This window comes from Glutamicibacter sp. JL.03c, from assembly GCF_025854375.1.
In the GTDB taxonomy this organism is placed as follows: Bacteria; Actinomycetota; Actinomycetes; order Actinomycetales; family Micrococcaceae; genus Glutamicibacter.
Map to the genome: position 1 here is coordinate 227,870 of NZ_CP107575.1, position 26,554 is coordinate 254,423.

At 60.0% G+C, this 26,554-nt stretch carries 21 protein-coding genes, 4 tRNA genes and 3 rRNA genes; 21 read left to right on the plus strand and 7 right to left on the minus strand.

Translation table 11 applies throughout. The annotated features are described in order from the left end of the window. Positions 1-298 precede the first annotated feature (298 nt). From OF385_RS01060 to OF385_RS01125, 14 genes are all read left to right on the plus strand, one after another. On the plus strand, positions 299-1,498 hold the full coding sequence (locus OF385_RS01060) for an RtcB family protein (RefSeq protein WP_264276582.1): 1,200 nt from the start codon (positions 299-301) through the stop codon (positions 1,496-1,498). Between the two features lie 222 nt (positions 1,499-1,720). Beyond that, on the plus strand, positions 1,721-3,373 hold the full coding sequence (locus OF385_RS01065; protein ID WP_264276583.1) for a thiamine pyrophosphate-binding protein: 1,653 nt from the start codon (positions 1,721-1,723) through the stop codon (positions 3,371-3,373). Positions 3,374-3,414: 41 nt separating this feature from the next. Next, complete coding sequence (locus OF385_RS01070; RefSeq protein WP_264276584.1) at positions 3,415-4,491, plus strand: endonuclease/exonuclease/phosphatase family protein; 1,077 nt, start codon at positions 3,415-3,417, stop codon at positions 4,489-4,491. A gap of 242 nt (positions 4,492-4,733) precedes the next feature. Next, positions 4,734-5,498, plus strand: a complete 765-nt coding sequence (locus OF385_RS01075; RefSeq protein ID WP_264276585.1) for a hypothetical protein — start codon at positions 4,734-4,736, stop codon at positions 5,496-5,498. Positions 5,499-6,124: 626 nt separating this feature from the next. After that, positions 6,125-7,650 (plus strand): 16S ribosomal RNA (locus OF385_RS01080). 575 nt (positions 7,651-8,225) lie between these two features. Beyond that, positions 8,226-11,357: ribosomal RNA gene (locus OF385_RS01085) — 23S ribosomal RNA — on the plus strand. Positions 11,358-11,531: 174 nt separating this feature from the next. Further along, a 5S ribosomal RNA gene (rrf, locus tag OF385_RS01090) occupies positions 11,532-11,648 on the plus strand. Together the 16S, 23S and 5S rRNA genes form the textbook arrangement of a ribosomal RNA operon. Before the next feature lie 170 nt (positions 11,649-11,818). Further along, positions 11,819-12,424: a dihydrofolate reductase family protein gene (locus tag OF385_RS01095; RefSeq protein WP_264276586.1), complete on the plus strand. Its 606-nt coding sequence runs from the start codon at positions 11,819-11,821 to the stop codon at positions 12,422-12,424. Positions 12,425-12,825: 401 nt separating this feature from the next. After that, complete coding sequence (locus OF385_RS01100; RefSeq protein WP_264276587.1) at positions 12,826-13,695, plus strand: glycerophosphodiester phosphodiesterase; 870 nt, start codon at positions 12,826-12,828, stop codon at positions 13,693-13,695. A 4-nt stretch (positions 13,696-13,699) separates the two neighbouring features. Continuing rightward, positions 13,700-14,386: a hypothetical protein gene (locus OF385_RS01105; RefSeq protein ID WP_264276588.1), complete on the plus strand. Its 687-nt coding sequence runs from the start codon at positions 13,700-13,702 to the stop codon at positions 14,384-14,386. Positions 14,387-14,408: 22 nt separating this feature from the next. Further along, positions 14,409-15,098, plus strand: coding sequence for an AzlC family ABC transporter permease (locus OF385_RS01110; protein ID WP_264277831.1), 690 nt, complete (start codon positions 14,409-14,411; stop codon positions 15,096-15,098). Then, positions 15,095-15,412, plus strand: coding sequence for an AzlD domain-containing protein (locus tag OF385_RS01115; protein ID WP_264276589.1), 318 nt, complete (start codon positions 15,095-15,097; stop codon positions 15,410-15,412). Before OF385_RS01110 ends, OF385_RS01115 begins: the two co-directional genes overlap by 4 nt. A 40-nt stretch (positions 15,413-15,452) precedes the next feature. Next, positions 15,453-15,779: an MTH1187 family thiamine-binding protein gene (locus OF385_RS01120; protein WP_264276590.1), complete on the plus strand. Its 327-nt coding sequence runs from the start codon at positions 15,453-15,455 to the stop codon at positions 15,777-15,779. Continuing rightward, positions 15,776-16,465: an O-methyltransferase gene (locus OF385_RS01125; protein ID WP_264276591.1), complete on the plus strand. Its 690-nt coding sequence runs from the start codon at positions 15,776-15,778 to the stop codon at positions 16,463-16,465. The genes OF385_RS01120 and OF385_RS01125 overlap by 4 nt, the downstream gene beginning before the upstream one ends. A 3-nt stretch (positions 16,466-16,468) precedes the next feature. Here the strand turns inward: OF385_RS01125 and OF385_RS01130 are convergent, their stop codons facing one another. Then, positions 16,469-16,849, minus strand: coding sequence for a hypothetical protein (locus OF385_RS01130; protein WP_264276592.1), 381 nt, complete (start codon positions 16,847-16,849; stop codon positions 16,469-16,471). 156 nt (positions 16,850-17,005) lie between these two features. Here OF385_RS01130 and OF385_RS01135 point away from each other — a divergent pair, with 156 nt between their 5' ends. Beyond that, on the plus strand, positions 17,006-17,512 hold the full coding sequence (locus OF385_RS01135; protein ID WP_264276593.1) for a GNAT family N-acetyltransferase: 507 nt from the start codon (positions 17,006-17,008) through the stop codon (positions 17,510-17,512). Next, positions 17,505-18,332: a spermidine synthase gene (locus tag OF385_RS01140; protein WP_264276594.1), complete on the plus strand. Its 828-nt coding sequence runs from the start codon at positions 17,505-17,507 to the stop codon at positions 18,330-18,332. The genes OF385_RS01135 and OF385_RS01140 overlap by 8 nt, the downstream gene beginning before the upstream one ends. Here the strand turns inward: OF385_RS01140 and OF385_RS01145 are convergent. Both OF385_RS01145 and OF385_RS01150 read right to left on the minus strand, forming a co-directional pair. Further along, entirely contained in the window at positions 18,329-18,829 is a 501-nt protein-coding gene (locus OF385_RS01145; RefSeq protein WP_264276595.1) for a DUF2087 domain-containing protein, read from the minus strand. The genes OF385_RS01140 and OF385_RS01145 overlap by 4 nt on opposite strands. Positions 18,830-18,923: 94 nt before the next feature. Further along, a complete protein-coding gene (locus tag OF385_RS01150; protein ID WP_264276596.1) occupies positions 18,924-20,372 on the minus strand; it encodes an NCS2 family permease in 1,449 nt (482 codons plus the stop codon). Positions 20,373-20,542: 170 nt separating this feature from the next. Between OF385_RS01150 and OF385_RS01155 the strand changes: the two genes are divergently transcribed. Beyond that, positions 20,543-21,517: a universal stress protein gene (locus OF385_RS01155; protein ID WP_264276597.1), complete on the plus strand. Its 975-nt coding sequence runs from the start codon at positions 20,543-20,545 to the stop codon at positions 21,515-21,517. A 106-nt stretch (positions 21,518-21,623) separates the two neighbouring features. On the opposite strand, the gene OF385_RS01160 is transcribed toward OF385_RS01155, so the two are convergent. Next, on the minus strand, positions 21,624-23,252 hold the full coding sequence (locus OF385_RS01160) for an NlpC/P60 family protein (protein ID WP_264276598.1): 1,629 nt from the start codon (positions 23,250-23,252) through the stop codon (positions 21,624-21,626). 537 nt (positions 23,253-23,789) lie between these two features. Then, positions 23,790-24,161, minus strand: a complete 372-nt coding sequence (locus OF385_RS01165; RefSeq protein WP_264276599.1) for a metallopeptidase family protein — start codon at positions 24,159-24,161, stop codon at positions 23,790-23,792. Positions 24,162-24,293: 132 nt separating this feature from the next. On the opposite strand from OF385_RS01165, the gene OF385_RS01170 reads away from it, so the two are divergent. From OF385_RS01170 to OF385_RS01185, 4 genes are all read left to right on the plus strand, one after another. Further along, positions 24,294-24,366: transfer RNA gene (locus tag OF385_RS01170), tRNA-Glu, on the plus strand. A gap of 56 nt (positions 24,367-24,422) precedes the next feature. Next, a tRNA-Asp gene (locus tag OF385_RS01175) sits at positions 24,423-24,496 on the plus strand. A 49-nt stretch (positions 24,497-24,545) separates the two neighbouring features. Continuing rightward, positions 24,546-24,618 (plus strand) — tRNA-Phe (locus tag OF385_RS01180). Between the two features lie 60 nt (positions 24,619-24,678). Beyond that, positions 24,679-24,752, plus strand: a tRNA-Asp gene (locus tag OF385_RS01185). Positions 24,753-24,805: 53 nt separating this feature from the next. Here OF385_RS01185 and OF385_RS01190 read toward each other — a convergent pair. Continuing rightward, a complete protein-coding gene (locus OF385_RS01190) occupies positions 24,806-25,660 on the minus strand; it encodes a hypothetical protein (RefSeq protein ID WP_264276600.1) in 855 nt (284 codons plus the stop codon). A 2-nt stretch (positions 25,661-25,662) separates the two neighbouring features. Further along, positions 25,663-26,463: an exodeoxyribonuclease III gene (locus tag OF385_RS01195; RefSeq protein ID WP_264276601.1), complete on the minus strand. Its 801-nt coding sequence runs from the start codon at positions 26,461-26,463 to the stop codon at positions 25,663-25,665. Positions 26,464-26,554: the final 91 nt, after the last annotated feature.

Here is a 26,554-nt window from a genome sequence, read left to right on the forward strand (position 1 = left end):
CTCGGCATCACAGTGAGCTGGAGTTCCGCAAGCTATGCACCTATCGACTCTTACCCGCAGAAACTAGCGGATAAATCACTCCTTGATCTCATTGGTCTCGAACTGAGGTTGAGTTTCAACCTTTGCGAGATGGCTGAGGTGAAGGGGTGAGCGAATCTTTCGGGAGTCGATGAACTTGGTTCATTGGCTCCCTTTTTTATTTTCCATTCAAATGTATTGCATGGGATTAATTGTCGCGCCTAAAAATAATAAGTGGCGCAAATATGCTCGAATAAAACTTTCGAGAGAGAGGTTAATTATGAGTCATTCAACAGCGTTCCCGGTAGCGCTGAGTGGCAGTCGTGACCGGGTCCAGATGTGGGCTGCGGAAGCGGACGTTGAAAACGAAGCGCTGGCACAGCTTCGTCGGGTTGCGCAATTGCCCTGGGTGCACGGAGTGCGCGTCATGCCCGATGTTCACGTGGGCAAGGGTGCAACGATCGGCAGCGTGATCGCCATGAATCAGGCAGTCTCGCCCTCCGCGGTTGGTGTGGACATCGGTTGCGGCGTGGCGGCGGTGCGAACCAGTATCCGGGCCGACCAGCTGGTGGGCCTTGAGATGCTGCGCGCCAGCGTCGAGGCCGCCATTCCGGTGGGCTTCAACGCGCACGAGGAACTGCCAGATCTGCGAAGGTTCGGTCTGGAGGCCGGTGTAGATGGACTGTTCGGGAAGTTTGAATCGCTGGATGAGAAGGTGCATCGTCTGCGCAATAAGGCAGTGGGACAGTTGGGGACCCTGGGCGGTGGCAACCACTTCTTGGAATTGTGCCTGGACCAGGAAGACCGAGTATGGATTACCCTGCACTCCGGATCGCGCAACATCGGCAAGACCTTGGCCGACCGGCACATCAGCATCGCCAAGTCGCTGGGACACAACCAGGGGTTGGTGGACAGGGAACTGGCAGTGTTCCTCGAGGGCACACCGCAGATGGATGCCTACAAGCACGATCTGTGGTGGGCGCAGGAGTACGCTGCGAAGTCTCGTGCACTGATGCTCGCGCTCTTCAAGGAATCGGTGGTGCGACACTTCGAAGGGCTCGATATGGGCTTTGACGCGCCGATCAACGTACACCACAACTACGTCAACGAGGAGACGATCGACGGGCAGACGCTTCTGGTGACCCGCAAGGGCGCGATCCGTGCTGGTGCCGGTGACTTAGCGCTGATTCCAGGGTCGATGGGAACCGGGTCCTACATTGTGCGTGGGCGAGGCAACCCGGGTTCGTACTTCTCGGCATCGCATGGTGCAGGCAGGAAGATGAGTAGGACCGCGGCGAAGAAGAGATACTCGGCGCAGGATCTCGCGGCGCAGACCATGGGGATCGAGTGTCGTAAGGACGCTGGGGTCGTGGATGAAATTCCCGCTGCGTACAAGGACATCCACCAGGTGATCGAAGCGCAGAAGGATCTGGTGGATGTCGTTGGTCACCTGCGCACCATCCTGTGCGTCAAGGGCTAGGCATGGAGGGGGGAAGCGGTGGATGGGCGCGCAGGGTGCGGGCCCAGCCACCGCTGCTCTGGCGCAAAACGGTTGTCGTGCCCTATCATCGATGAGTCAGGAGTCACAGTCTTGTGGTTTCCGGCGCTCTCAAAAGGGGCGATACCCGTTGCCATGCAGCAACTGGTAACGGCAGACATATATGGAATTTTCTTTAGCACCATTCTTTGAAAAGAGTCCATAATGTCTAGCGTTTCCGCAGCCATTGCCCATGCCCTAAAACCAGTTGCCCCGCAGATCTTCGGACTGATGGGAAATGGCAACGCCCACTTCCTTGATGCCGCCGTCCGCGCGGGATTCGATTACACCGCGGTACGCCATGAGTCCGCAGCAGTTTCGGCCGCCGACGCGTACTTCCGGATTGCGAACAAGCTGGCTATCGCCAGCACCACCTACGGTGCCGGCTACACCAATGCCGTGACCGCACTGGCCGAAGCCGCAGCAGCCGGCACGCCGCTGCTCTTTGTCACCGGTGATGCGCCGAGCACGGGGCTGCGCGGCTGGGATGTGGACCAGGCCGCGATCGACGGCGGCGTGCGCGCGCCTCGCTACGTCGTGGATCGCCATACCCCGGGCAGCATCGCGTTGCAGGCGGCCGCCCATGCGCTGCGCGAGCAGACCCCGGTAGTCCTGGCCATTCCCTACGACCTGGCGGCCGCCGAAAGCGCAGGCGAAGTGCTCCCGGATTTCGCCTCACTGGCCTGCACACCGCCCAAGCCGGGGCTCGATCCGACCGCGCTGCAGCAGCTCGTCGCGAAGCTGGATGCCTCGAAGCGCACGCATATCCTCTATGGGCGCGGCGCCATTGACGCCGCCGGACAGATCGCGGAACTGGCCCGGAAACTGGATGCCACCACCTCGGGAACGCTGCTGGCCCGCGACCTGCTGGACTATGACTTCGACCTCGGGATCACCGGCGGATTCTCCACCGAGGCGAACGCCCGCATCATTGCCCAGGCCGACACGGTGCTGGTCTTGGGGGCTTCGCTGAACCAATTCACCATGCGTTTCGGCGACCTGGTCAGCCAGTCGGCGACGCTGATCCAGATCGATCTCGGCGCGGCAGCCACCAACGCTCGCGTGGACATCTTCGCTACCGCTGATGCCCAGTGCGCCACGGCTGAATTGCTCGATGCGGTACAGGACGCGCAGGGCCACTGGTGCGCGGGACTGGACCTGGACGATTTGCGCAGCCGCCCAGTAGGCGACGACGTGGCCGAGGACGGGTTGCTGGATCCTCGCCGGGTAGCCAGCGAGCTGGAGAAGATCCTGCCGGCCAACCGGGTCCTGGTCCAAGATGGCGGGCACTTCATCGGCTGGGGTCCGATGTACTGGTCGACGAGCGGTGCGCGTTCGCTGGCCTGCGTGGGCACCGCGTACCAGTCCATCGGTCTGGGCATCGCCTCCATGGTGGGAGCTGGGGCAGCAGCGCCGGGCCGTACGGTGGTGCTGGCCGCCGGCGACGGAGGGTTCCTGATGGGCCTGGCCGACCTCGAATCCATCATCCGCACCGTGGACAGCGGGGTGATCGTCATCTACAACGACTCCGCCTACGGTGCGGAGGTCCACCAGTATGGCTCGATGGGCCTGCACGAAGACCCGATGCTGATCCCGACCGTGGACTTCGCGGGCATCGCCCGCTCCATGGGAGCCACCGGAGTTCGGGTGGAAACGCTGGCGGATATGGCTGGTCTCACACAATGGGTGGCTGACGGCGCGCGCGGCGTGTGCCTCGTCGATGCCCGCGTCACCACGCGGGTGCGTGCCCCTTATATGGACGAGGTGCTCGCGGCCAACAAGATCGCGGCCAAGGCATTGGCATTACAATCCGATTAAGGCGCTGGCAGAACGGTTGGGGTACGGCGTAGGGTTGACCCGTGCGCAAGATACTAGTTGGAACAGCCAGCCTGAGCCTCGGAGCGCTTCTAGTCCTCCCGGCGACCGCCGCTTTTGCTGTACCAATTGGATCCGGTGATCGGGCCGAGGCGCCGACCCAGCTGTTTTCTGATTCTTCGTTGCGTGTAGCCACGATCCAAGCCAACCTCACCGCCGAAAACCCCGGTGGGCTCGAGGCGAAACTCATGGGCGGTGCCAACCCGCAGGCGGCCCAGGTCGCCGACAGCATTTCCGAAGCCGACGCCGACGTTGTGGTCTTGACCAATATGGATGCCGAACAGGGTGCCGTGGATGCGTTCAAGGACCAGTACTTGAACAACGAGGCGGATCACCGCACCGATATCGACTACCAGTACTCCTATCTGGCTGTTGGTTCCAAGGGCTTGCAAAGCGGTGCTGATCTAAACGCTGACGGCGTGATCGGCAGCGCCGAGGACGCCTGGGGCCAAGGCGCTTTTGAAGAGCAGGGATCGATCGTGCTGCTGTCCAAATACCCTGTGGATGAAGAAAAGATTAGTGCTGTTTCGAAGCTCAAATGGCAGGACGTAGAGAACGGCCACTTGCCCCATACCGACCTGTCGGGGGTCTTGGCTGCCTCGATTCCGGTCATGAATACCGGCCTGTGGGATATTCCTCTTGAAGTAGGCGGCCAGCAAGTCCACGTGGTCGCCACTCAAACCGAGCCTGAGGATGCGAACCCTGGCATCTCGCAGGCTCGGCACGTTGATGAACTGAAGGTCATGACGGACTACTTGGCTGGCAAGGACTACGTGCGCACGGATCAGGGCCGCCAGGCCGAGGGCGTGGGCGATGAGAAGTTCATTGTTGCCGGCGCCTTGGATCTTCGGGATTCCGCCGAGAGCCGGCTTGAACCATTCCTCAAGGGACTCGCTCGAGAAGATGCCCTGAATGATAGCGGCAGCTATCTGATCCCGGATGCTTCGTGGCAGGTTACCGGACAGGGACGCATCGAACAGAGCGATCCTCCACTGGAAGAAGCAGTGCCGAGCACCGTGAAAGCACCCGGATCACTGATCTGGACCGACATCGAGTTCTAGCCAGAGCCCAGGGCCCTGGAGCAAAGTGGCCGTGCACCGGCCCGTTCGCGCAGCCCGATCTCCTCACCGGCAGCTCGCCGCGCGTCCGCGCCAGGTGCGGTCATTCGTTCGCATCTCTGCGGGCAGGCGCAGATCGGCGTCTCCATCCCCAGTCCACGCCGTCCAATCATTGGCCGTCATCCGGGTAGGCCCCCGCCTCCTCAAGGGAACTCTCAGGGTTTTGCGGATAAGCTGGGGGCATCATGAAAAACGATCCAATCTCGATGACTTTCATTGGCAAAGATGGCAAGCCCCGTGCCAGCGTGCAGCAGGCCATCTTGAAGGGTATCGGCGTGCAACGCCCATTGGTGCTCGCGTACATCAGCCGCCTGCGCAAGAAGCATCCCCAGGCTGACACCGCTGAGTTGATGGCCCTGGTCGAGCGTGACTATCTGCGGGTATCCACGGGTTCGGGAGCCGCTGTGGGAGGTACGGCGGCCGCGCCTGCCGTCGGCACGGGCGTGGCCTTGGGGCTTTCGGTGGTTGCCACCCTTGGATTCCTGGAGGCATCAGCCCTCTATGCCCAGAGCCTGGCTGAACTGCATGGCATTGCCATGGAGGACCCAGAACAGTCACGAGTCCTGGTGATGGGGATCCTCATGGGAGATGAAGGCAGTGCAATGATTGCCGGACTCACGTCCCAGGCGGCGGGCCGCGGCGGCGGGCCGGTGAAAGGGTGGGCACAGGCGTTCGGAGCCAACCGGAGCACCAGCTTCTACGCCGGGATGCAACGCACCTTGCAGAAGAAGTTCCTGCATAAGATCATCGGCACGCAGGCAGCTAGCGTGGTCGGACGACTGGTGCCCTTCGGCGTCGGTGCAGTGATCGGTGGAGCTGGCAACCGGTACATGGCAAAGCGTGTCATCGAAAACGCCGAACAGGCTTTTGCAGGTATACCCACGGTGGTGCCCAGCGCGCTGCCGCTGGATGACCCACGAGTTCTGGAATCAGAAATCGTCGAAGACTAGCCAACGGCCCAGAGCTGTCCGGCGGCTGGTGAGCCCGCGACGAACTTCGGACCTCAGTTTCCGCAGCTCTGCGGGGTGTTTTTTGGGCGAAATTCGCATGAATCCGGGGCTGGGAGCGTGCACAATGATTTAAGTGTCGACGCTCACCCGTAAAAAGCAGCCACCCGATTTGCACGGCCCCCCAAACCTGTGTATAGTTTTTCCTTGTCGCCGAGAGCAAAACGGAAGAAATAACCGGATGCAAAACAGCGGCGAAACCCCAGAAAATCAACGGTTTCACACAGGTCACTGTGGGAAAGCGATGAAAGAATGGGAACCAAGAATACTGTTTCAAATCACAAACAATTGATTTGACTTTCAGAAATTCGCGGTGATAAGATTTGAATATAACGCTGGACGAAATCATTGCCTGAATTGCTGTGCAATGGAGAACCGGTAAGTGTTTGTTGTTTGAGAACTCAATAGTGTGCCAAGTTTGTTGATACCGAATTATTTTATTTGGTGAATACATAACATTTGCTTGAGGCATTGCACCCCCGTGCAGTGTTCTTGAGTGTTTTTTATTCGCCAGGATTTTTTCATTGATTCTCCCTTATTTTCCGAGGGGTTTCGGTGGCTTTTTGTTTTTTATGGAGAGTTTGATCCTGGCTCAGGATGAACGCTGGCGGCGTGCTTAACACATGCAAGTCGAACGATGAAGCCCTGCTTGCAGGGTGGATTAGTGGCGAACGGGTGAGTAACACGTGAGTAACCTGCCCCCGACTCTGGGATAAGCCCGGGAAACTGGGTCTAATACCGGATATGACTTCCTACTGCATGGTGGGTTGTTGAAAGATTTATCGGTGGGGGATGGACTCGCGGCCTATCAGCTTGTTGGTGAGGTAATGGCTCACCAAGGCGACGACGGGTAGCCGGCCTGAGAGGGTGACCGGCCACACTGGGACTGAGACACGGCCCAGACTCCTACGGGAGGCAGCAGTGGGGAATATTGCACAATGGGCGGAAGCCTGATGCAGCGACGCCGCGTGAGGGATGACGGCCTTCGGGTTGTAAACCTCTTTCAGTAGGGAAGAAGCGAAAGTGACGGTACCTGCAGAAGAAGCGCCGGCTAACTACGTGCCAGCAGCCGCGGTAATACGTAGGGCGCAAGCGTTATCCGGATTTATTGGGCGTAAAGAGCTCGTAGGCGGTTTGTCGCGTCTGCCGTGAAAGTCCGAGGCTCAACCTCGGATCTGCGGTGGGTACGGGCAGACTAGAGTGATGTAGGGGAGACTGGAATTCCTGGTGTAGCGGTGAAATGCGCAGATATCAGGAGGAACACCGATGGCGAAGGCAGGTCTCTGGGCATTTACTGACGCTGAGGAGCGAAAGCATGGGGAGCGAACAGGATTAGATACCCTGGTAGTCCATGCCGTAAACGTTGGGCACTAGGTGTGGGGGACATTCCACGTTTTCCGCGCCGTAGCTAACGCATTAAGTGCCCCGCCTGGGGAGTACGGCCGCAAGGCTAAAACTCAAAGGAATTGACGGGGGCCCGCACAAGCGGCGGAGCATGCGGATTAATTCGATGCAACGCGAAGAACCTTACCAAGGCTTGACATGTGCCAGACCGCTCCAGAGATGGGGTTTCCCTTCGGGGCTGGTTCACAGGTGGTGCATGGTTGTCGTCAGCTCGTGTCGTGAGATGTTGGGTTAAGTCCCGCAACGAGCGCAACCCTCGTTCCATGTTGCCAGCACGTAGTGGTGGGGACTCATGGGAGACTGCCGGGGTCAACTCGGAGGAAGGTGGGGATGACGTCAAATCATCATGCCCCTTATGTCTTGGGCTTCACGCATGCTACAATGGCCGGTACAATGGGTTGCGATACTGTGAGGTGGAGCTAATCCCTAAAAGCCGGTCTCAGTTCGGATTGGGGTCTGCAACTCGACCCCATGAAGTCGGAGTCGCTAGTAATCGCAGATCAGCAACGCTGCGGTGAATACGTTCCCGGGCCTTGTACACACCGCCCGTCAAGTCACGAAAGTTGGTAACACCCGAAGCCGATGGCCTAACCACCTTGTGTGGGGGGAGTCGTCGAAGGTGGGACTGGCGATTGGGACTAAGTCGTAACAAGGTAGCCGTACCGGAAGGTGCGGCTGGATCACCTCCTTTCTAAGGAGCTAACCATTTTTGGTTGCCCATGTCTGTGCCCGAGTGTGGTGCGGGTGGGTTGCTCATGGGTGGAATATCAATGGACTCAGTACTGGAAGGCATGCATGCTGTTCGATCCTTTGTGGGGTTGTGTGGTGTGTGTGGGGTACTGGCTGTGGCTGCATGGTGTTGTTGCTGGTGAGTACGCAGCATGATGATCTTTCGGGGTTGTTGTGGTGTTGGAAAAGCGGTGGTGGTGTTGTGTGGTTTGTATGGTTTGGCATGCTGTTGGGTTTTGAGGCAACAAGCCTCCAGGCCGCGGTGATGGCCCCTTTTTTGTGGGGGTTGTTGTTGTGGTGTGGGGTTCTTGGTGTTTCGGTGTTTGTCCTGTGTTTGCCGTGGTCGTGCTGCCTTTGCCGGTGGTGTGGTTGCGGGGGTGCGGGGTTGTTGTTTGGGAACTGTATAGTGAACGCGAGCATCTTGCGGATGAGATGAGTCGGGTGGCCCTTTTCCTGGGGTTGCCTGGTGTTTGAGTCTTGTCTGCGTGATTTTGTTAGATTGTTTTATTGCTCATACTTTTGAGACTTTGATGTTGTGTTGAAGTTTTTAAGGGCGCACGGTGGATGCCTTGGCATCAAGAGCCGATGAAGGACGTGGGAATCTGCGATAAGCCTGGTGGAGTCGATAACCGGACGTTGAGGCCAGGATTTCCGAATGGGGGAACCCCGCACCATGTTATGTGGTGTGACCTGCAGCTGAATGTATAGGCTGTGTGGAGGGAACGCGGGGAAGTGAAACATCTCAGTACCCGCAGGAAGAGAAAACAATAGTGATTCCGTTAGTAGTGGCGAGCGAACGCGGATGGGGCTAAACCGGTTGGTGTGTGATAGCGGATAGGCGTTGCATCATCGGGGTTGTGGGGTTGACATGTGCCAGTGCTATCTTGCTGGCGGGATGAGGTGCAGGCGTATAGGTGAATCGGTTGGAATGCCGGACCATAGAGGGTGATAGTCCCGTAGGTGTAATGCGTGTCTGCCGTTCTAGTGTTGATACCCGAGTAGCACGGGGCCCGTGAAACCTTGTGTGAATCTGCCAGGACCACCTGGTAAGCCTGAATACTACTTGATGACCGATAGTGAATCAGTACCGTGAGGGAATGGTGAAAAGTACCCCGGGAGGGGAGTGAAATAGTACCTGAAACCGTGCGCTTACAATCCGTCAGGGCCTGGGACTTGTTCCTGGGTGATGGCGTGCCTTTTGAAGAATGAGCCTGCGAGTTAGTGCTGTGTCGCGAGGTTAACCCGTGTGGGGTAGCCGTAGCGAAAGCGAGTCTGAATAGGGCGTTTGAGTGGCACGGTCTAGACCCGAAGCGAAGTGATCTACCCATGGCCAGGTTGAAGCGCGTGTAAGAGCGTGTGGAGGACCGAACCCACTTCAGTTGAAAATGGAGGGGATGAGCTGTGGGTAGGGGTGAAAGGCCAATCAAACTTCGTGATAGCTGGTTCTCCCCGAAATGCATTTAGGTGCAGCGTTACGTGTTTCTTGCTGGAGGTAGAGCTACTGGATAGGCGATGGGCCCTACAAGGTTACTGACCTTAGCCAAACTCCGAATGCCGGTAAGTGAGAGCGTAGCAGTGAGACTGTGGGGGATAAGCTTCATAGTCGAGAGGGAAACAGCCCAGAACGCCAACTAAGGCCCCTAAGCGTGTGCTAAGTGGGAAAGGATGTGGAGTTGCTGTGACAACCAGGAGGTTGGCTTAGAAGCAGCCACCCTTGAAAGAGTGCGTAATAGCTCACTGGTCAAGTGATTCCGCGCCGATAATGTAGCGGGGCTCAAGCACACCGCCGAAGTTGCGTCATTCAAATTTTTGCCCGGTTTCGATTGGGTGTTTGGATGGGTAGGGGAGCGTCGTATAGCGGGTGAAGTCGCGGTGGAAACCAGCGGTGGACGCTATACGAGTGAGAATGCAGGCATGAGTAGCGAATGACGGGTGGGAAACCCGTCCGCCGAATGATCAAGGGTTCCAGGGTTAAGCTAATCTGCCCTGGGTTAGTCGGGGCCTAAGGCGAGGCCGACAGGCGTAGTCGATGGATAACGGGTTGATATTCCCGTACCGGCGAAGGACCGCCCATACTGAGCTGTGGATGCTAACCATGACGGATCCGGTGATGTGTTCCTTCGGGAATGGTTGCTGGTGGTGTGGTGGGAACCGATGCAGTGAGGTCAGCGTATTAACAGGTGTGACGCAGGAAGGTAGCCGAGCCAGGCAATGGAATTGACCTGGTCCAAGGGTGTAGGAAGAGTGGTTGGCAAATCCGCCGCTCATATGTTCTGAGACCTGATAGGCGCCCGCTTTGGCGGGTGATTCGGTGATCCTATGCTGCCTAGAAAAGCATCGGCGCGAGGTCCCAGTCCGCCCGTACCCCAAACCGACACAGGTGATCAGGTAGAGAATACTAAGGCGATCGAGAGAATCATGGTTAAGGAACTCGGCAAAATGCCCCCGTAACTTCGGAAGAAGGGGGGCCTGCCTCGTGATGAGAACTTGCTTCTTTGAGCGGGTGTGGGCCGCAGAGACCAGGGGGAAGCGACTGTTTACTAAAAACACAGGTCCGTGCGAAGTCGCAAGACGATGTATACGGACTGACTCCTGCCCGGTGCTGGAAGGTTAAGAGGACTGGTTAGCCCTTGTGGCGAAGCTGAGAATTTAAGCCCCAGTAAACGGCGGTGGTAACTATAACCATCCTAAGGTAGCGAAATTCCTTGTCGGGTAAGTTCCGACCTGCACGAATGGAGTAACGACTTCCCCGCTGTCTCAACCATGAACTCGGCGAAATTGCAGTACGAGTAAAGATGCTCGTTACGCGCAGCAGGACGGAAAGACCCCGAGACCTTTACTATAGTTTGGTATTGGTGTTCGGTGCAGCTTGTGTAGGATAGGTGGGAGACTGTGAAGCTTGGACGCTAGTTCAGGTGGAGTCATCGTTGAAATACCACTCTGGCTGTACCGGTCACCTAACTTCGGACCATGATCTGGTTCAGGGACAGTGCCTGATGGGTAGTTTAACTGGGGCGGTTGCCTCCTAAAATGTAACGGAGGCGCCCAAAGGTTCCCTCAGCCTGGTTGGCAATCAGGTGTCGAGTGTAAGTGCACAAGGGAGCTTGACTGTGAGAGTGACAGCTCGAGCAGGGACGAAAGTCGGGACTAGTGATCCGGCGGCACCTCGTGGAAGGGCCGTCGCTCAACGGATAAAAGGTACCTCGGGGATAACAGGCTGATCTTGCCCAAGAGTCCATATCGACGGCATGGTTTGGCACCTCGATGTCGGCTCGTCGCATCCTGGGGCTGGAGTAGGTCCCAAGGGTTGGGCTGTTCGCCCATTAAAGCGGTACGCGAGCTGGGTTTAGAACGTCGTGAGACAGTTCGGTCCCTATCCGCTGCGCGCGTTGGAAATTTGAGAAGGGCTGTCCTTAGTACGAGAGGACCGGGACGGACTAACCTCTGGTGTGTCAGTTGTACTGCCAAGTGCATCGCTGATTAGCTACGTTGGGAAGGGATAACCGCTGAAAGCATCTAAGCGGGAAGCCTGCTTCGAGATGAGATTTCCATGCACCTTGTGTGTGTGAGGCCCCCAGCTAGACCACTGGGTTGATAGGCAGGATGTGGAAGCAAGGACTGAAGACTTGTGTAGCTGACCTGTACTAATAGGCCGATGACTTTCAACACACAATAAAACAATATTTTACTAGCAATTATTATTGCTGTTCGCGTTCACTATGCGGTTACGAGACAACAACCTCTTACCGGAAAACATGAGGTTTGAGGCAGGACCCTTGGTGGTCTTGCTGGTAGCACCGAAAACACATTCACCAAGAGTTGGTTTGTGTGCTTCGTGATTGTTACGGCGGTCATAGCGTGGGGGAAACGCCCGGTCCCATACCGAACCCGGAAGCTAAGGCCCATTGCGCCGATGGTACTGCACTCGTGAGGGTGTGGGAGAGTAGGTCACCGCCGGACTTAACTTGAGATGATGGTTTGAGGCCCTGACACACGGTGTGTGTCAGGGCCTCACCTGTTTAACCAGTAGTTTGGTGGTGGGCTATCAGTTCGCCCCTTTTCCTGTTTAAGAGGGATATCGCTTGACGCATTCCTGCAGGCAGATTTAGAGTCAACGCACGCTATCGTCGTTGGCCGAGGAGAATCCGCAGATGGGGCAGCTAACCTACGCAATCAATGTGACCCTGGATGGCTGCATAGACCATAGGGTGGGCATCGTCGACGACGAGACCCATGACTATTTCACCAACTTAATGGATCAGCACGGTGCAATGCTTTGGGGCCGGACTACGTACGAAATGATGGAAGAGTACTGGCCGCTGGTGGCCAGCGGAGAAGTAGAGGCCCCCACTGCGCTTCGGGAATGGGCGATCAAGCTGCAGGCCAAGCCGAAGTATGTGGTATCTTCAACGCGCACCGATTTTCCCTGGAACAATAGCCATCACCTTCACGGCGACTTAGCCGCGTCGGTACGAGAACTCGTGGAGCAAACCCCTAAAGGCGTGCTGCTCGGCAGCACCAAACTGGCTTCGTCCTTGGATCAGCTGGGACTAATCGATGAGTATCGCTTCTTGATCCACCCCATCATCGCAGGTCATGGTCCCAGATTATTCCACGAGGGCCTGGCCTGCGCCCGACGGCTTGAGCTGCTGGAAACGAAGATCCTCAGCAATCGTGTCATCGCTGTCCGCTATCAGCGCGCGGAGCAACGGGGTCCGATGCTTGCTGAGGGATAGGCGGACAACGGCATTGTGCAGGATTCCGGACTGTGCCTCGTGGACGCCGGGAGGTGAAACACCGTGGGTGCGGTGGCAGTGCAATGGATTCCGACTGGCAGGCGGCAAGCGGGAATGGTCCGCTGCTGTCCTGCGCGCCCAGCCGAGCAGTAGGCGAATGCATCGGATAATAATAAGCCGGTGCCGTCCAAGTGATCGCGACGCAGGTTTCCGGGGGGGGCATGGAGCGGTCGCTTTCGCCAGTTCCTTCTGTCTTGTGGCGCTCTGGCAAGAAGCATGGACGGCTGCAATGCACATCGGGTACGAGGCAAAGTCACGAGCAGATTTCCATGCCAGCTGTGCGACGTTGCGCCATGGTACCGATGGCGGGAATATGGGCTGCATCGCGTAGCGTAGGAACCATGGATACGCTCTTCTTCGCCCACCGCGGCAGTTCCCATAAATATTCGGAGAATACCCGGGCCGCCTACCTGCAGGCCATCGACGAGGGGGCCGACGGGATCGAATGCGATGTCCACTTGAGCAAGGACGGCCAAGTGGTCTGCCACCACGACCCCACGGTGGATCGCACCTCCGATGCCTCGGGCCTGGTCTCGGCCTTCACCCTCGAGCAGCTCAAGGCCATGGACTTCACCGGGGTGGTGCCCGCCGAGGTGCCGGCCGAGTACGGCACCGAGAACGAGCAGCTGCTCAGCCTGGATGAGCTGCTGGCGCTGATCGAGGAACGCGGCAAGCCGGTGGGCCTGGCCGTGGAGATCAAGCACCCCAGCGCCTATGGCTACCTGCTCGAAGACCGGGTGCTGCAGGTGCTTGCCGCCCATGGCTTCGACCCGCAGACCGGCCGCGCCGGAAGCCAGGGGCAGATCGCGGTGACATTGATGAGCTTCGAACCCGATGCGCTACGCTATCTGGGGCGCACGGTGAACACCGATCTGCTGTGCCAGCTGATGACCGAGGTGAATCCCGACTACATCCAGGAGCTCTTGGACTCCGGGCAGGTCGGGCGGGCCTCGGTCTACTCGGTGCTCTACCGCTCGGTGGCCGAGGGTATTGAGCTGATCAACGCCGGGGGCGCCGGCATCATCGGATCCGGGGTGGCCTGGACCCGGGCCAATGAGCAGATGGTGCGCCGCTGGGTGGCTGAAGGACGCCAAGCGCGGATCTGGACCGTGGATCGGCCCGCCGACGCGCAGTATTTGATCGACCTCGGGGTCGGGGAACTGACCAGCAACCGTCCGGTGGAACTTCGCAGGGAATTGGAGCAGCACTAGAGCCATGGGCATGAAGAACAGCGAACAGGTCAACCTGTATCTGGAAGACACCTACGTTTTCAGCACCGAAGCCACCGTGATTGCCGCCGGCAGCGACGACGAGGGCCCGTGGATGGCGCTCAGCCCCAATATCTTCCACCCGCGCGGCGGGGGACAGCCCGAGGATTCGGGCACCGTGGATGGGCAGGAAGCCAGCGTGCAGCGCGCCGATGACGGGCTGGTGATCCTGCGCGGAGCCGGAAGCAAGCCGGTGGGCGCCGTGGTGCACACGCAGATCGATCGCGCACTGCGCCTGAAGCATGCGGCCTTGCACACCGCCGGGCATGTGCTGGGTTTTGCCGGCGAGGATCGCGGCTGGCAGCACAAGGGCCACTCGCACTTCCCGGGGCAGTCGCGCCTGGACTTCGACCCGCAGAGCATTGACCTGCCGCTGGCCGATCCAGCCCAGCGTGATGCCGCCAGGGCCTGGCTGCAGCAGCGCGTCGACGAGCTGCTGGCCCAGGGCGGGGCGGTGACCGCCGTGATGGACGAGGCCGGATGGCGGACCGTCACCATTGCCGGAATCAACGCCGAACCCTGTGGCGGCACCCATGTCAGCCACGTGGACCAGCTGCGCGATGTCACCATTGGCGAGGCCAAGGTCAAGCGCGGGGCGTACAAGGTTCGCTACGAGGCCAGCCATAGTGTCTAGCCTTTTGACCCCGGCGACCAAGATGGGGCTGTCCATCTCGATCGCCACCGGGTTGTACGGAATTTCCTTTGGCGCGCTGTCCATTGCCGCCGGGCTGAACCTCTGGCAGACCGTGGCCTTGAGCGCCCTGATGTTCACCGGCGGATCGCAGTTCGCCTTCCTCGGCGTGGTCTCCGGCGGCGGGGCAGGCGCGGCAGCCTTTTCGGCCGCCTCGCTGCTGGGCGTGCGCAACGCCGTGTACGGCATGCAGATCAAGCAGACCTTGCGCCCGCACGGCCGGCACGTTCCGTGGATGGCCCAGGTGACCATCGACGAATCCACCGCGGTGAGCCTCAGCCAGGCTGGGATCGGGGAAAAGCGCCGCGGATTCTTCACCGCAGGCATCGGGGTGTACGTGCTGTGGAACCTGTTCACCGTCATCGGCGCGCTGCTGGGCGAGCGCATGGGGGACCCGGCGGCCTGGGGGCTTGACGGGGCGGCGGTGGCGGCCTTTATCGGCCTGCTGTGGCCTCGGCTCACCTCCATGCAGCCGGCGCTGATTGCCGTGGCGGCGGCGATCCTGACCGCGCTGGCGGTGCCCGTCAGCGCACCCGGCCTGCCCATTTTGATCACCGCCGTCGCCGCCGCGCTCTACGCGGTGATGACCGTGCGCACAAAGCCAGCGGCAACAGAACATGGCGGGCTGCGCAGCGTGGATGAGGAGCAGGCATGAGCGAACTGAGCTGGTGGATCCTGGCATCGTGCCTCACCGCCTATGCCATCAAGCTCTGCGGCTACTTCGTGCCGCGCAAAGTGCTCGATTCACCGATGATGGCCCATGTGGCCTCGACCTTGACCGTGGCATTGCTGGCCTCGCTGGTCACGGTCAACGCCTTCACCTCGGGCCAGGAACTGGTGATCGATGCGCGCATCGGCGCCTTGGCGGCCGCCGTGATCGCGTTGATCTTCAAGGCACCCTATCTTGTAGTGGTGCTCGTCGGGGCGCTGGCCGCGGTAGTCTTGCGGGCTACCGGGCTGGCTGCCTGAGGCAGATGACAAGCCGGGGCAGTGGTGGGAAAGTAGAGGCATGATTGTAGCTTTTTCTGTAGCCCCCTCCGGTACCGGCAGCAACCCCGATGGCTCGGTGCATGATGCCGTCGCCGAAGCCGTGAAAGTGGTGCGCGATTCCGGCCTGCCCAACCGCACCAGTTCGATGTTCACCGAAATCGAGGGTGAATGGGACGAGGTCTTCGACGTCGTCAAGCGCGCCACCGAAGCCGTGGCGCCTTTCGGTTCGCGCATCTCGCTGGTGATTAAGGCTGATATCCGCCCCGGACGCGAAGGCGAACTGGACGGGAAGATCCAGCGGCTCGAAAAGGCTATCAAGGATAGCGAGGAGAGTGCATTAAAATGATCCGCCATTCAACTGACCGTGAGGCCGGTGTAGTTGAGCAGTATCTCGAGGAATCCCTCGGGCTTGGAATCGAGTCCCTGGAAAAGGGCCGCGAGCACGCGCGGGCTGCCGGCTTGCCGCCCATCGAAGTCAGCGCCGGCCAGGGCAAGCTCCTGCAGCTGCTGGCCGAAATGATCGGAGCTCGCCGGGTTTTGGAGATCGGCACCCTGGGTGGCTATTCGACCAGCTGGCTTGCCCTCGGAGTCGGCGCGGCGGGCACGGTCATCACCTGCGAATTCGAGCCGTTGCACGCCTCGGTAGCGCGGGAGAACCTGGAACGCGCCGGGCTTGCGGACCGGGTGCAGATCAAGCTGGGCGCCGCCGAAGGCACCTTGGATTCACTGATAGCCAGGCGAACCGAGGCTTTCGACCTGGTCTTCATCGATGCCGACAAGCGCAATAACGTCCTCTATCTTGAACACGCGCTGGCGCTGTCGCATCCGGGCACCGTGCTGGTGCTCGACAACGTGGTGCGCGGCGGTGCGATCCTGGAAGATCCAGGAAAGCTGGGCAACCAGGAAGCCGATGTGCGCGGGGTCCAGGAATCGCTGGCGTGGCTGCGCGATAACCCGAGGGTGTCGGCCACCGCGCTGCAGACCCTGGGTGCCAAGGGCTGGGACGGATTCGCGATCGCGCGGGTGGTGTAGGCGCTAGCGCGCTGAGTGGTGGCCGCGGTATTCCTGCTCGAATTCCTCGTCGGCGTCGTGGATGAACGGCGGTGACTTGATGATGAAATACAGCACCGCCACCCCGCAGAGGATGGCCGCGGGCGCGCCAATCCAGAATGCGTACTCGGTATTGCGCACCAGCCCGGCGACGACCGGGCCCACCAGCATCGGGATGATGTAGTAGTAATGCTTCGGGGCCGCAGGGCCCCAAAAGCGTTCAAGCTTGGATAAGAGGCTGAAGCCGGCAGCCAGGATGATGCATCCGAGCAAGATCACCCACAGCGTGGACGACAGGCTGATGGTGAGGGTCAATGAGCCGACTAGTCCTGCAGTTAAACACGCGTACTTCGTATTTTGATGCAAGCCCTCGCCTCTTTTTTCTGCTCCGGATGGATTGAACCTCGACTAGTATTTTTTCAAACACTTAGACAGTCCGCAATCCTACTTAAGTAGGAGGGCCACGTGGAGCGTTGGCGGAAATAGCCTGGGGCACTGCCGTAGGGTATAAATGTGCCACATATGAACGACTACCGAATCCGACTGGCTGCCGAACACGACGTGCGCCAAGCGCTGGAAATGAAGCTGCAATGCTGGCGTGAGGCCTATGCCGAATTGCGCGAACCGTCCTTCTTCGCGCATCACGAAAAAGAACTCGACGGGCAAGTTGCGTGGTGGGAACGAGGACTGGCCTCCGGGGCGCAGTTCTTCATCGCCGAAGACCGGCAGGGCAAGATCATCGGGCTGGCCGGTGGCACCCCGGCCATCGAGGAAGACCGCGATGCCGGCGTCGATATCGAGCTGGGCATGCTCTACGTGCTCGAAGAGTACTACGGCAGCGGCCTGGGCGCCCATCTGATGGACGTGGTGCTCGGGCAGCGCGAAGCCCTGGTCTGGGTCCTGGAAGGCAATGATCGGGCCATGGCCTTCTTCGAAAAGCACGGATTCACCGCCGACGGAACCACCGAAGCCCTGGTGGGCACCTGGCAGGGTCTGGCCGAACGACGGATGGTGCGCGCGCATGGCTAGGGACACGAAGGACCCGCTGCTCGGCGAATTCCCGATCGATACCGGAACCGCCATCATCGAGGCCGACCCCTACGGAGGGAACCGCTACATCCTGAAGGTCAACGGGGTTCCCTCATCGCATGTGGATCTGGATGATCCGACCTACCTGGACTTCGAGTACATGCGTTGGATGGAGCCGATTTTCATCTACGGCTTCCCGGCCGCGGACTATGACGGCCGCGCCCGCAAGCTGCGCGTGCTGCACCTGGGTGGCGGAGGCTGCTCCATGGCCCGCTGGGTCGCGGCCAGCTACGAAAACGCCCGCCAGGTAGTGGTGGAGCTCGATGCGAAGCTCGCTGAACTGGTGCGCACCAGCTTCGACGTGCCACGCGCCCCGCTGGTCCGCCTGCGGGTGGGCGATGCCGGCCAGGTGCTGCCCACGCTGAGCGAAGAGAGCCGCGACGTGATCATCCGCGACGTATTCGCCGGGAGCACCACCCCGCGCGAACTGACCACGGTGGACTACGCCCTCCAGGCCCAACGGGTCCTGGATGGCGGTGGCGTGTACATCATGAACTGCGGGGACACCGCGGATCTGGCCGGAGCCAGGGCCGAGGCCGCCACCTTGCTCGAGGTCTTCGAGCATGTGGCCATGATCGCCGACCCGCCGATGCTCAAGGGCCGCCGCTACGGCAATATCGTTTTCCTGGCCAGCGACGAACCGCTCAGCCTCGGCGCCGGGTTCGAACGCAACCTGCGCACCGCCCCGCTGCCGGCGCAGCTGGTCTCCGGGGCAGGCGTGCAGCGCTTTGCCGCCGGGGCATCGCCGATCCTTCCCTAGGATGCCTCCCCGCGCCGGTAGCTGGAGCCATCGGCGGCCCGCAGCAGCAACGCGTGGTCGACCATGTACCGGCGCAGCAGGGCGACATCCGGGTGGAAGACCCGTAACCGCTCATTGACCTGCTCCTCGCGCAGTGGTTCATCGGCGCCGATCACCGCGTCGCGGATGGAAACCAGCACTTCATGCCGGTCAGCGGGCTTGGCCGGCAGCGTATCGAGCCGGTGGCCGGTGAAAAACCGCTGGATGCCGGTACGGTCCGCCTTCGCCGCGCTCGCCGAGGACAGCGTCTGATCCAGCAGCTCTTCGTTCAACTGCCCGTCCTGGCCGAGCAGGCCGATCTTCTGCCAGCGAGCGAGGTCCTTGAGCTGCGTCTTGCCCGGCTGTTCCGGGAGCCCGGCGCCTAAGAGGACCGCTCCCAGCAGCTGCCGCATGCCCGGGTTCTTTAGTCCCGCGGCCACTTGGATCCAGGTTCCCGCGGTGTTCTGCTCTTGGCTCATGTCCCTATCCTAGCCACGCTTGGGGCGCTGGCAGGGCGCAAAACAGCCCGCCATGAGAACGTCATGGCGGGCTGTGCACTGTGGTGCGCGGTGGTTAGACCCCGGCCCACATCTCGATGAGTCCGATACCGAAGAACAGGACGAAGGCCGCGGAGACAACCCACATCAGCGGGTGGATTTCCTTGGCGCGGCCCTGGGTGGCGCGAATGAAGACGTAGGAGATGAAGCCTGCGCCGATGCCGTTGGCGATCGAGTAGGTGAAAGGCATCAGGGTGAAGGTCAGGAAGGCCGGCAGCGCAATGCCCCAGTCGCTCCAGTCGATCTTGGAGACCTGGGTGATCATCATGAAGCCGACGACCACCAGGGCCGGAGCTACCGCTTCGAAAGGCACCAGGTAGATCAGCGGGCTCAGGAACATCGCGATGATCATCAAAAGGCCGGTGATTACCGAGGCCAAGCCGGTGCGTGCGCCTTCGCCGATGCCGGCGCCGGATTCCACGAAGATCTGCGCCGAGGAGCTGGAGGTGCCGCCGCCAATGATCGCGCCAGCGGCGTCGACCATCAGCACCTTGTCCACGTTGTCGATCTGTCCATTTTCGTCCATGGAGCCGGCCTCGGAGGCCAGGCCCACCATGGTGCCCATGGCGTCGAAGAAGATCGAGAGCAGAATGACGAAGGCCAGCAGCGAGGCGGCGGTGAAGCCGAGCTTGCTGAAGGCGCCGAAGATGCTGACCTGTCCGATCAGCGACAGGTCAGGAAGGGTCCACTCCGGCATGGATGGAACCACCAGGGACCAGGATCCGGTTTCGAATTCGCCGATGTGGAAGATGGCTTCCAGGATGTTCGCGATCACCGCTGAGACGACGATGCTGATCAGGATCGCGCCCTTGACCTTGCGCACCACCAGGGCCATGGTCAGCAACAGCCCGATGATGAAGACCAGGATCGGCCAGCCCATCAGTTCTCCGTCGAAGCCCAGGCCCACCGGAACGGTGGTATTCGCGGCGTCCGGGACGCGCTGGACGAAGCCCGCGTTGACCAGGCCGATCAGCGCGATGAACATGCCGATGCCCACCACGATGGCCGTTTTCAGCCCGGCCGGAACCGCATTGAAGACCGCGGTTCTGAAGCCGGTGAGCACCAGGACGAACATGACCACACCGGCAATGAGCACCAGGCCCATGACGTCGGCCCAGGTCAGTTCCGGGTTGGTGGCAACGGTGATGGCCACGAAGGCATTGACGCCAAGGCCGGTGGCCATGGCGAAGGGGTGGCGGGCCCAGATGCCCATCAGGATGGTCAGGATGCCGGCCACGAAGGCGGTCACCGCGGCAACGCGCTGGATGCCCAGCTCGCCGCCCGAGGAATCGGCGCCGGAAAGCACCAGCGGGTTGAGGACGACGATGTAGCTCATCGCGAAGAAGGTGGCGATGCCGCCGCGAACCTCGGTGGAGAACGTCGAACGCCGTTCCGAAATCTTGAAGTACCGGTCGATGCGCGCGGCCGCAGACGTGCCGGAAGCAGTTTTGGTGGAGGAGGACATGGAAAAATTCTATGTGGTTTTTGTTGCCTATCGATATCTGATTTCTGACTAACTAGGCACAATCAGAAATCTTTAGACCCAACTCACACCTAGTAACTGCCAAAGCAAGTACATTGGAGGTAAGGGAAATCACACCCGTGTTGATCTGAGGTTATGAAGGAGCGAGTCAGATGAGTGATGAAGCGCCAGTCGCAGCAGAAAAGATCGAAGGAATTGTTGTCGGTGTTGATGGTTCGCAGCAGAGCAAGTGCGCTTTGCGGTGGGCTGAACGCGAGGCGGTGCGCCGCGGAAGCGTGCTGAATATCGTTTCCGCCTACACCATCCCGGTCTTCGCCGCGTCCTCCATGGATGCTGGATATTCGACCTTGGATGATGACCTGATCCGCGGGGGAGCCGAGGAGATCGTCCGGCAGGCACGGGCTGATCTTGAAGGCAGCCAGGCGCAGATCCGCACCTATATCGAGTCGGGGGACCCGGCCGGGGTGCTTCTGGATTTGAGCCGGGACGCCGAACTGGTCGTGGTTGGCACCCGCGGACGCGGTGGCTTCGTGGGGCGTTTGCTCGGCTCCGTGTCCTCCGCGCTGCCGGCCCACTCCAAGTGCCCGACCGTCGTTGTGCCTCTGTGCATGTCCAAGGAACAGGAAAGCTCTGGCGACGCGGCCGTTGAGCGCAAGTGCATCGTGGTCGGCGTGGATGGCTCTGACCGGGCCCGCTCCGCGGTGCTTGCCGCCGCCGATGCGGCCATCGCCAGCGACCTGACCCTGCGCCTGATCTGCGCGGTTCCGCCGGTGGGCGCGGCGCTGGCGTGGATGCCGGCGACCATCGACCAGGAGGCCGTGCTGGAGGATGTCCGCTACCAGATGGGCGTGGGCACCAACTGGCTGCGTTCGCACTACCCGGAGCTGAAGATGGAAACCGATGTGGTTTCCGGGCCTCCGGTGGAAGTGCTGATCCGCGAGTCGGAGCATTCGGTGCTGACCGTGACCGGGTCACGCGGCCGTGGCGGATTTACCGGCATGCTGCTGGGCTCCACCTCGCAGGGCGTGCTGCACCATTCCAAGGGGCCGGTGATGGTGGTTCCCGATTCGGAGGATCCGCGCCTGGAGGACCGGAAGAACTTCGATACCCGGGCCCAGGAGCAGTAGGCGCCAGGAGCGCTGAGGACGATCAAGCAGATCAAGCAGATCAAGCAGAAGGCCACGCACCCGATGGGTGCGTGGCCTTCTGCTTGTCGGTTTGTCGGTGGCTGCTTTAGTAGCGAGCTGCCTTCGAGTACAGGTTGTTGACCCAGCTCAATGGCGTCACCGAAATACCTGCATTCGGGTTGCGGGCGTGGACCACGTTGCCGTTACCGATGTAGATCGCTACGTGGTAGAACGATGAGCCGCCATTGGAGGAGGAGAACACCAGGTCGCCCGGGCGCAGGTTGCTCAGCGACACGTACTGCGGAGCGCTGAAGAACTGCTGGGTCGAGGTGCGTGGCAGGCTGATGCCCGACTGGCTGAACGCGCGCTGCGAGAAGCTCGAGCAGTCGAACGCGTTAGGGCCGTTGCCGCCGTAGACGTAGTACTTGCTTGGATCGTCAGCGGTCTTCAAGGCCCAGGCGATGGCTGCCGAGTAGCTGCGGCCAGTATCTGGCTGCGGCTCTGGCTCTGGCTCAGCGGTCTTGGTTGGCTCGGGCTTTGGAGTCGGCTTGGGCGTCGGCTTAGGCTCGGCGGTCTTCGTCGGCTTTGGCTCGGCGGTCTTGGTCGGCTTTGGCTCGGCGGTCTTGGTCGGCTTTGGCTCGGCGGTCTTGGTCGGCTTTGGCTCGGCGGTCTTGGTTGGCTCCGGGGTAGGCTCGGCAGTCTTGGTAGGCTGGGGCTCCGGAGTCTTGGTCGGCTCGGCCTTCGGAGGCTCAGGCATCGCGGTTGGAGTCAGGGTATCGAGCTCCACAGCCTTGGGCTTGACCGTTGGCTCGTCCTCCGAATCGGTAGGTTCCAGTTCCTGCGGCTCTGCGACGGCCAGTGGCTGGACGGCCGCTGGCTTTTCCTCGGGAACTTCGGTGGTGTCCTCGGTGGCGATAGCCTCTTCGAGGGCGGCTTCCTGTTCCTTGGCTTCCTTCTTCTCTACTGCCTTGCGAACTTCAGCTTCTTCCTTCTGCTGCAAGGTAGCGAGGTGGCCGATGAGCTCGTTGCGGAGCTTCTTCTCCGGCTCCACGGCGGATTCGTAAGTGTTTAGGGTGCTGTTGGCGGTGGCTGCAGCTGAATCGTAGTTCGCGGCGGCTTCCTCAGCGGCACTCTGGGCTGCGTCAGCGTATTCCTGCCACGCGGAGACCAATGCTTCTGCCTCGGCGGCAGTGTTGACCGACTGGACCTGCTGTTCGCTCAGTGCATCGATGGTGGCAGCCTTGTAGAAGAGGTCGCCTTCCTTGTTGTCATCCAGCAGCAATCCCAGGGTGGAGGTGCCGGCGCCGTTGCGGTAGATATCCGAAGCGATGGCACCTAAGTCCTTGCGGCTCTGTGCCAGGTAGGTCTTTGCGTAATCCAGCTGCTTGACTGCCTTCTCGGCTTCGGCGGTGCGCAGGTCGCGTTCTTCGCCGGCGGAGAGCAGGGATTCCTGTGCCTCGGCGGCTTCGGTTTCAACCCGCTGCAATTCAGCGCGGCTGGAGGCCAGGGATGCCTCGATGCGAGCGATCATGGCGTTCGTAGAGTCTTTGTTCTTTTTGGCTTCCTGGATCTCTGCATCCGTTGGCAGGGCCGAAGCGCTTGGTGCAGCTGCGATGGAGACAGATGCAGGGAACGTAGCTGAAGTTGATGCGGACGCGGGCAGGGCACCTACAAGGCAAGATGCTGCTAAGGCCAGTGTGCTAGCGGCGACACCGAGCGTGTGGCGAGTAGCCATATCGTTCCTCACTAAGTTCTTGGATGACAGAGAGCGTTGAAACCGTGACTTCCTGAGGTGGAAAGATCACGATTAGGACAAGGCTCCAAATAGCACATTAGGCCAACTGCAATACCCTTGGCAACACTATTCACACCAGTCACATGAATCCCAAACATGTAATTCACTTGAAGTTTTGCGCTGTGATCTGGGGGAACGCGAGATGGTACGAGTCGATTTTCCTGAAAGAAACCTTGGAAAAATTTTTGGAGACGCCCAGGTAGCCGTTATCAGAACGCACTGATCATGAAGCTTCGGTAACGCAATGGAGGCATTCAATCGGCTCAGCTGGAGATCGTGGAGATCTGGCATCAAAAAGCCGCCTTTAAAAGGAACGGTTTTTGAGCGGCTTGGAGTCCGCGTCTTGGAACCGCGGCAAGCTGCGCCCGCTCGTGCAGCAATCCGGTGTGTTCTGCATCTCTTTCGAATCCGCTCTGGCCACTGGATTCAGGAGGATTTGTGAGACGGATCTCAAAAGAACTTTTTGGATTTTCGGGCTCACGACCACCCTAGATCGTGCAATTTTTCGTCGTCGATGCCAAAGTGATGGGCCACCTCATGCATGACCGTGATGCCGATTTCGCGAATCACTTCGTCCCTGGTTTCGCATGCGCGCAGCGTCGGGTTTTTGAAGATCGTAATCTGGTCTGGCAGCGCGCCAATGCCCCAGTCTGAATCCCGCTCGGTCAGCGCTACACCCTCGTATAGCCCCAGAATTTCAAGGTTTTCTGGCTCTCCCGGCTGAGGCGTGTACTCGTCTTCGATGAAGAAGATAACGTTGTCCATCATGGCGAAAGCCGCCTCGGGAATGGCGTCGATCGCTTGCTCAACTAGCTGCTCGAACTCGTCGTCGCTGATCTCTGAAAGCATGTTTTCAGCCTAGTTGGGGAGCATGGTTTTGGCATCGAAAAAATGGCCCGGGAGCCGATTTTGCGAAATCAAAAACCCCACGTATAGTTATTGGAGTCCGCTACGGAGACGCGAGAAACCGAAGCGACTTAGGCCCCCATCGTCTAGCGGCCTAGGACACCGCCCTTTCACGGCGGCGGCACGGGTTCGAATCCCGTTGGGGGTACAAGCAACTAATTCATTAGTTGTCAGATGGAGAAATCCATTGGCTTGCGAAAGCAAGGCCCTGTAGCGCAGTTGGTTAGCGCGCCGCCCTGTCACGGCGGAGGTCGCGGGTTCAAGTCCCGTCAGGGTCGCTCAATTTACTAATCTATTAGTAAATTTGGTGTCCACTAAGTGGTACCAGGCTCTGTAGCTCAGTTGGTAGAGCGTTCGACTGAAAATCGAAAGGTCACCGGATCGACGCCGGTCGGAGCCACGCAGGCCCTCGGTTTACCGAGGGTTTTACTGTGTGTATTGAAAGTTATTCAAAACACTAGGCCCTGTAGCGCAGTTGGTTAGCGCGCCGCCCTGTCACGGCGGAGGTCGCGGGTTCAAGTCCCGTCAGGGTCGCCTGATAAGCAAATGCTCCGGTTTTCCGGGGCATTTGCTGTATCTGCGGATATCTAGTTGGCTCGTCCCAAATGGCGTGGTCCCAGCCAGCGGTTGCTCAGCCTGCGATAGGCCGCGGCAGCGCCGGTCATGTCGCCATCATCCAAAGCCTGCAGGCCATCAAGCAGGTCATTGGGCGAATCGTCAGGCCATACAATCTCAGCCAAAAGACCGTAGTCCAGCTCGATGACCGAGCGGCTATCAAAGGACTCCAGCCAACTGCCCAAGCTGCCCAGTTCTTCGAAAAGCTGCGACTGGGGCGCATGGGTCACCAGCGTCTGGACAGCCCAGGCAAGCCGCTCCACGGCCTGTTCAAAGCCGATGTACATGCGCGCGGTCTTGAGGTGCTCGCCTTCATGGATGACCTCTTGCTCATCATCTTCGCGGAACAACGCAAACCAGCTCAGTGGAATCCCCCAGGAAGACGTGCGGGTATGAAGGTGCGTCAGATCCCCGGCGAGCCGATCGGGATCCACCCGCTGCGCGTTCGCTTTCCGGGAGGCCGGCGGGACCAGGAGATCGAAGACTTCTGGGCGGATGGCCTCTTCGGCCTGCTCGGCTGCGAGCAGGCTGCGCGCCTGCAGCTGCCCGGGGCAGTAGCGGGTGTGTTCGGTGCCCTGGTAATCAAGGGTCTTGATGACCCGGAAGAATTCGGGCTCATTGTGCGGGAAAGGGTCGGAAACGCTGCGCAAGGTGCGTTGCCATAGCCGCTCATTTTCGAACTCGTCCCATTGTGCGGCGGTGCGTTGCGGTGTGCGCAGAATGATCGACTGGGCCCAGTCTTCAAAGGTATCCAGCGGCTCGTAAACGCGCAGGTGTGCCGTGGCCGAGGTGAGTTCATCGGTGGGCCCAGTCAATTTAGAGGTCATGGCTAGTCCGCGAGCTCCACAATGACCGGTGCGTGGTCGCTGGCGCCCTTGCCCTTTCGTTCCTCCCGGTCAATGCTTGCCGAGGTGACTCGCGCGGTGAGCGCGGGGGACGTCAGGGAGAAATCGATACGCATGCCTTCGCCCTTGGGGAAGCGCAACTGGGTGTAATCCCAGTAGGTGTACTGGCCTTCGGTGTAGCCGCGGACGACATCGCTGAAGCCCAGATCTTCAAAAGCGGTGAACGCTGCGCGCTCGGGAGCCGAAACGTGTGTGAGCTTGTTCTCCAGGAAGAAATCAATGTCCCAGACATCTCCATCCTTCGGGGCGATATTCCAGTCGCCCATCAAGGCGATTTGGGCTTCCGGGTTCTCATCGAGCCATTGCCCGGAACGCTGCTTGAGTTCATCGAGCCAGTTCAGCTTGTAGGCCATGTGCTCGTCGTCCAGGGCACGGCCGTTCGGGACGTACAGGCTCCAGATGCGCACGCCCCCGCAGGTTGCGGCGATGGCCCGAGGCTCCTGGATCGGGTTCTTGCCGCCCTTGCCGAATTCCGGCTGGCCCGGGAAGGTGCGCTGCACATCTTCAAGTCCTACGCGTGAAGCAATGGCTACGCCATTCCACTGGTTAACGCCGAAGTGCGCTACCTCGTAGTCGTTGTTCTCGAACAATTCCCACGGAAAATTCTCGTCTTTGCATTTCGTTTCCTGGATAGCCAGGACATCCACGTCGGTGCGGCGCAGCCAGTCCTCAACGCGGTCGGCGCGGGCTCGCAGCGAGTTCACATTCCAAGTTGCAATCTTCACAAGTTCAACCTATCAAGTTTGCCGACCTGTGCCACTTCAATTTACTTGGAAGTCCGAGTATATTCGTGTGCAGAAGGTCACGCCAATCACT

Coding starts and splice junctions, on each gene's coding strand:
- OF385_RS01060 (WP_264276582.1), top strand. CDS start 299: ATGAGTCATTCAACAGCGTTCCCGGTAGCGCTGAGTGGCAGTCGTGAC.
- OF385_RS01165 (WP_264276599.1), bottom strand. CDS start 24,161: ATGCTTTCAGAGATCAGCGACGACGAGTTCGAGCAGCTAGTTGAGCAA.
- OF385_RS01110 (WP_264277831.1), top strand. CDS start 14,409: ATGGGGCTGTCCATCTCGATCGCCACCGGGTTGTACGGAATTTCCTTT.
- OF385_RS01145 (WP_264276595.1), bottom strand. CDS start 18,829: ATGAGCCAAGAGCAGAACACCGCGGGAACCTGGATCCAAGTGGCCGCG.
- OF385_RS01065 (WP_264276583.1), top strand. CDS start 1,721: ATGTCTAGCGTTTCCGCAGCCATTGCCCATGCCCTAAAACCAGTTGCC.
- OF385_RS01160 (WP_264276598.1), bottom strand. CDS start 23,252: ATGGCTACTCGCCACACGCTCGGTGTCGCCGCTAGCACACTGGCCTTA.
- OF385_RS01155 (WP_264276597.1), top strand. CDS start 20,543: ATGAGTGATGAAGCGCCAGTCGCAGCAGAAAAGATCGAAGGAATTGTT.
- OF385_RS01190 (WP_264276600.1), bottom strand. CDS start 25,660: ATGACCTCTAAATTGACTGGGCCCACCGATGAACTCACCTCGGCCACG.
- OF385_RS01140 (WP_264276594.1), top strand. CDS start 17,505: ATGGCTAGGGACACGAAGGACCCGCTGCTCGGCGAATTCCCGATCGAT.
- OF385_RS01150 (WP_264276596.1), bottom strand. CDS start 20,372: ATGTCCTCCTCCACCAAAACTGCTTCCGGCACGTCTGCGGCCGCGCGC.
- OF385_RS01135 (WP_264276593.1), top strand. CDS start 17,006: ATGAACGACTACCGAATCCGACTGGCTGCCGAACACGACGTGCGCCAA.
- OF385_RS01075 (WP_264276585.1), top strand. CDS start 4,734: ATGAAAAACGATCCAATCTCGATGACTTTCATTGGCAAAGATGGCAAG.
- OF385_RS01115 (WP_264276589.1), top strand. CDS start 15,095: ATGAGCGAACTGAGCTGGTGGATCCTGGCATCGTGCCTCACCGCCTAT.
- OF385_RS01125 (WP_264276591.1), top strand. CDS start 15,776: ATGATCCGCCATTCAACTGACCGTGAGGCCGGTGTAGTTGAGCAGTAT.
- OF385_RS01105 (WP_264276588.1), top strand. CDS start 13,700: ATGGGCATGAAGAACAGCGAACAGGTCAACCTGTATCTGGAAGACACC.
- OF385_RS01120 (WP_264276590.1), top strand. CDS start 15,453: ATGATTGTAGCTTTTTCTGTAGCCCCCTCCGGTACCGGCAGCAACCCC.
- OF385_RS01100 (WP_264276587.1), top strand. CDS start 12,826: ATGGATACGCTCTTCTTCGCCCACCGCGGCAGTTCCCATAAATATTCG.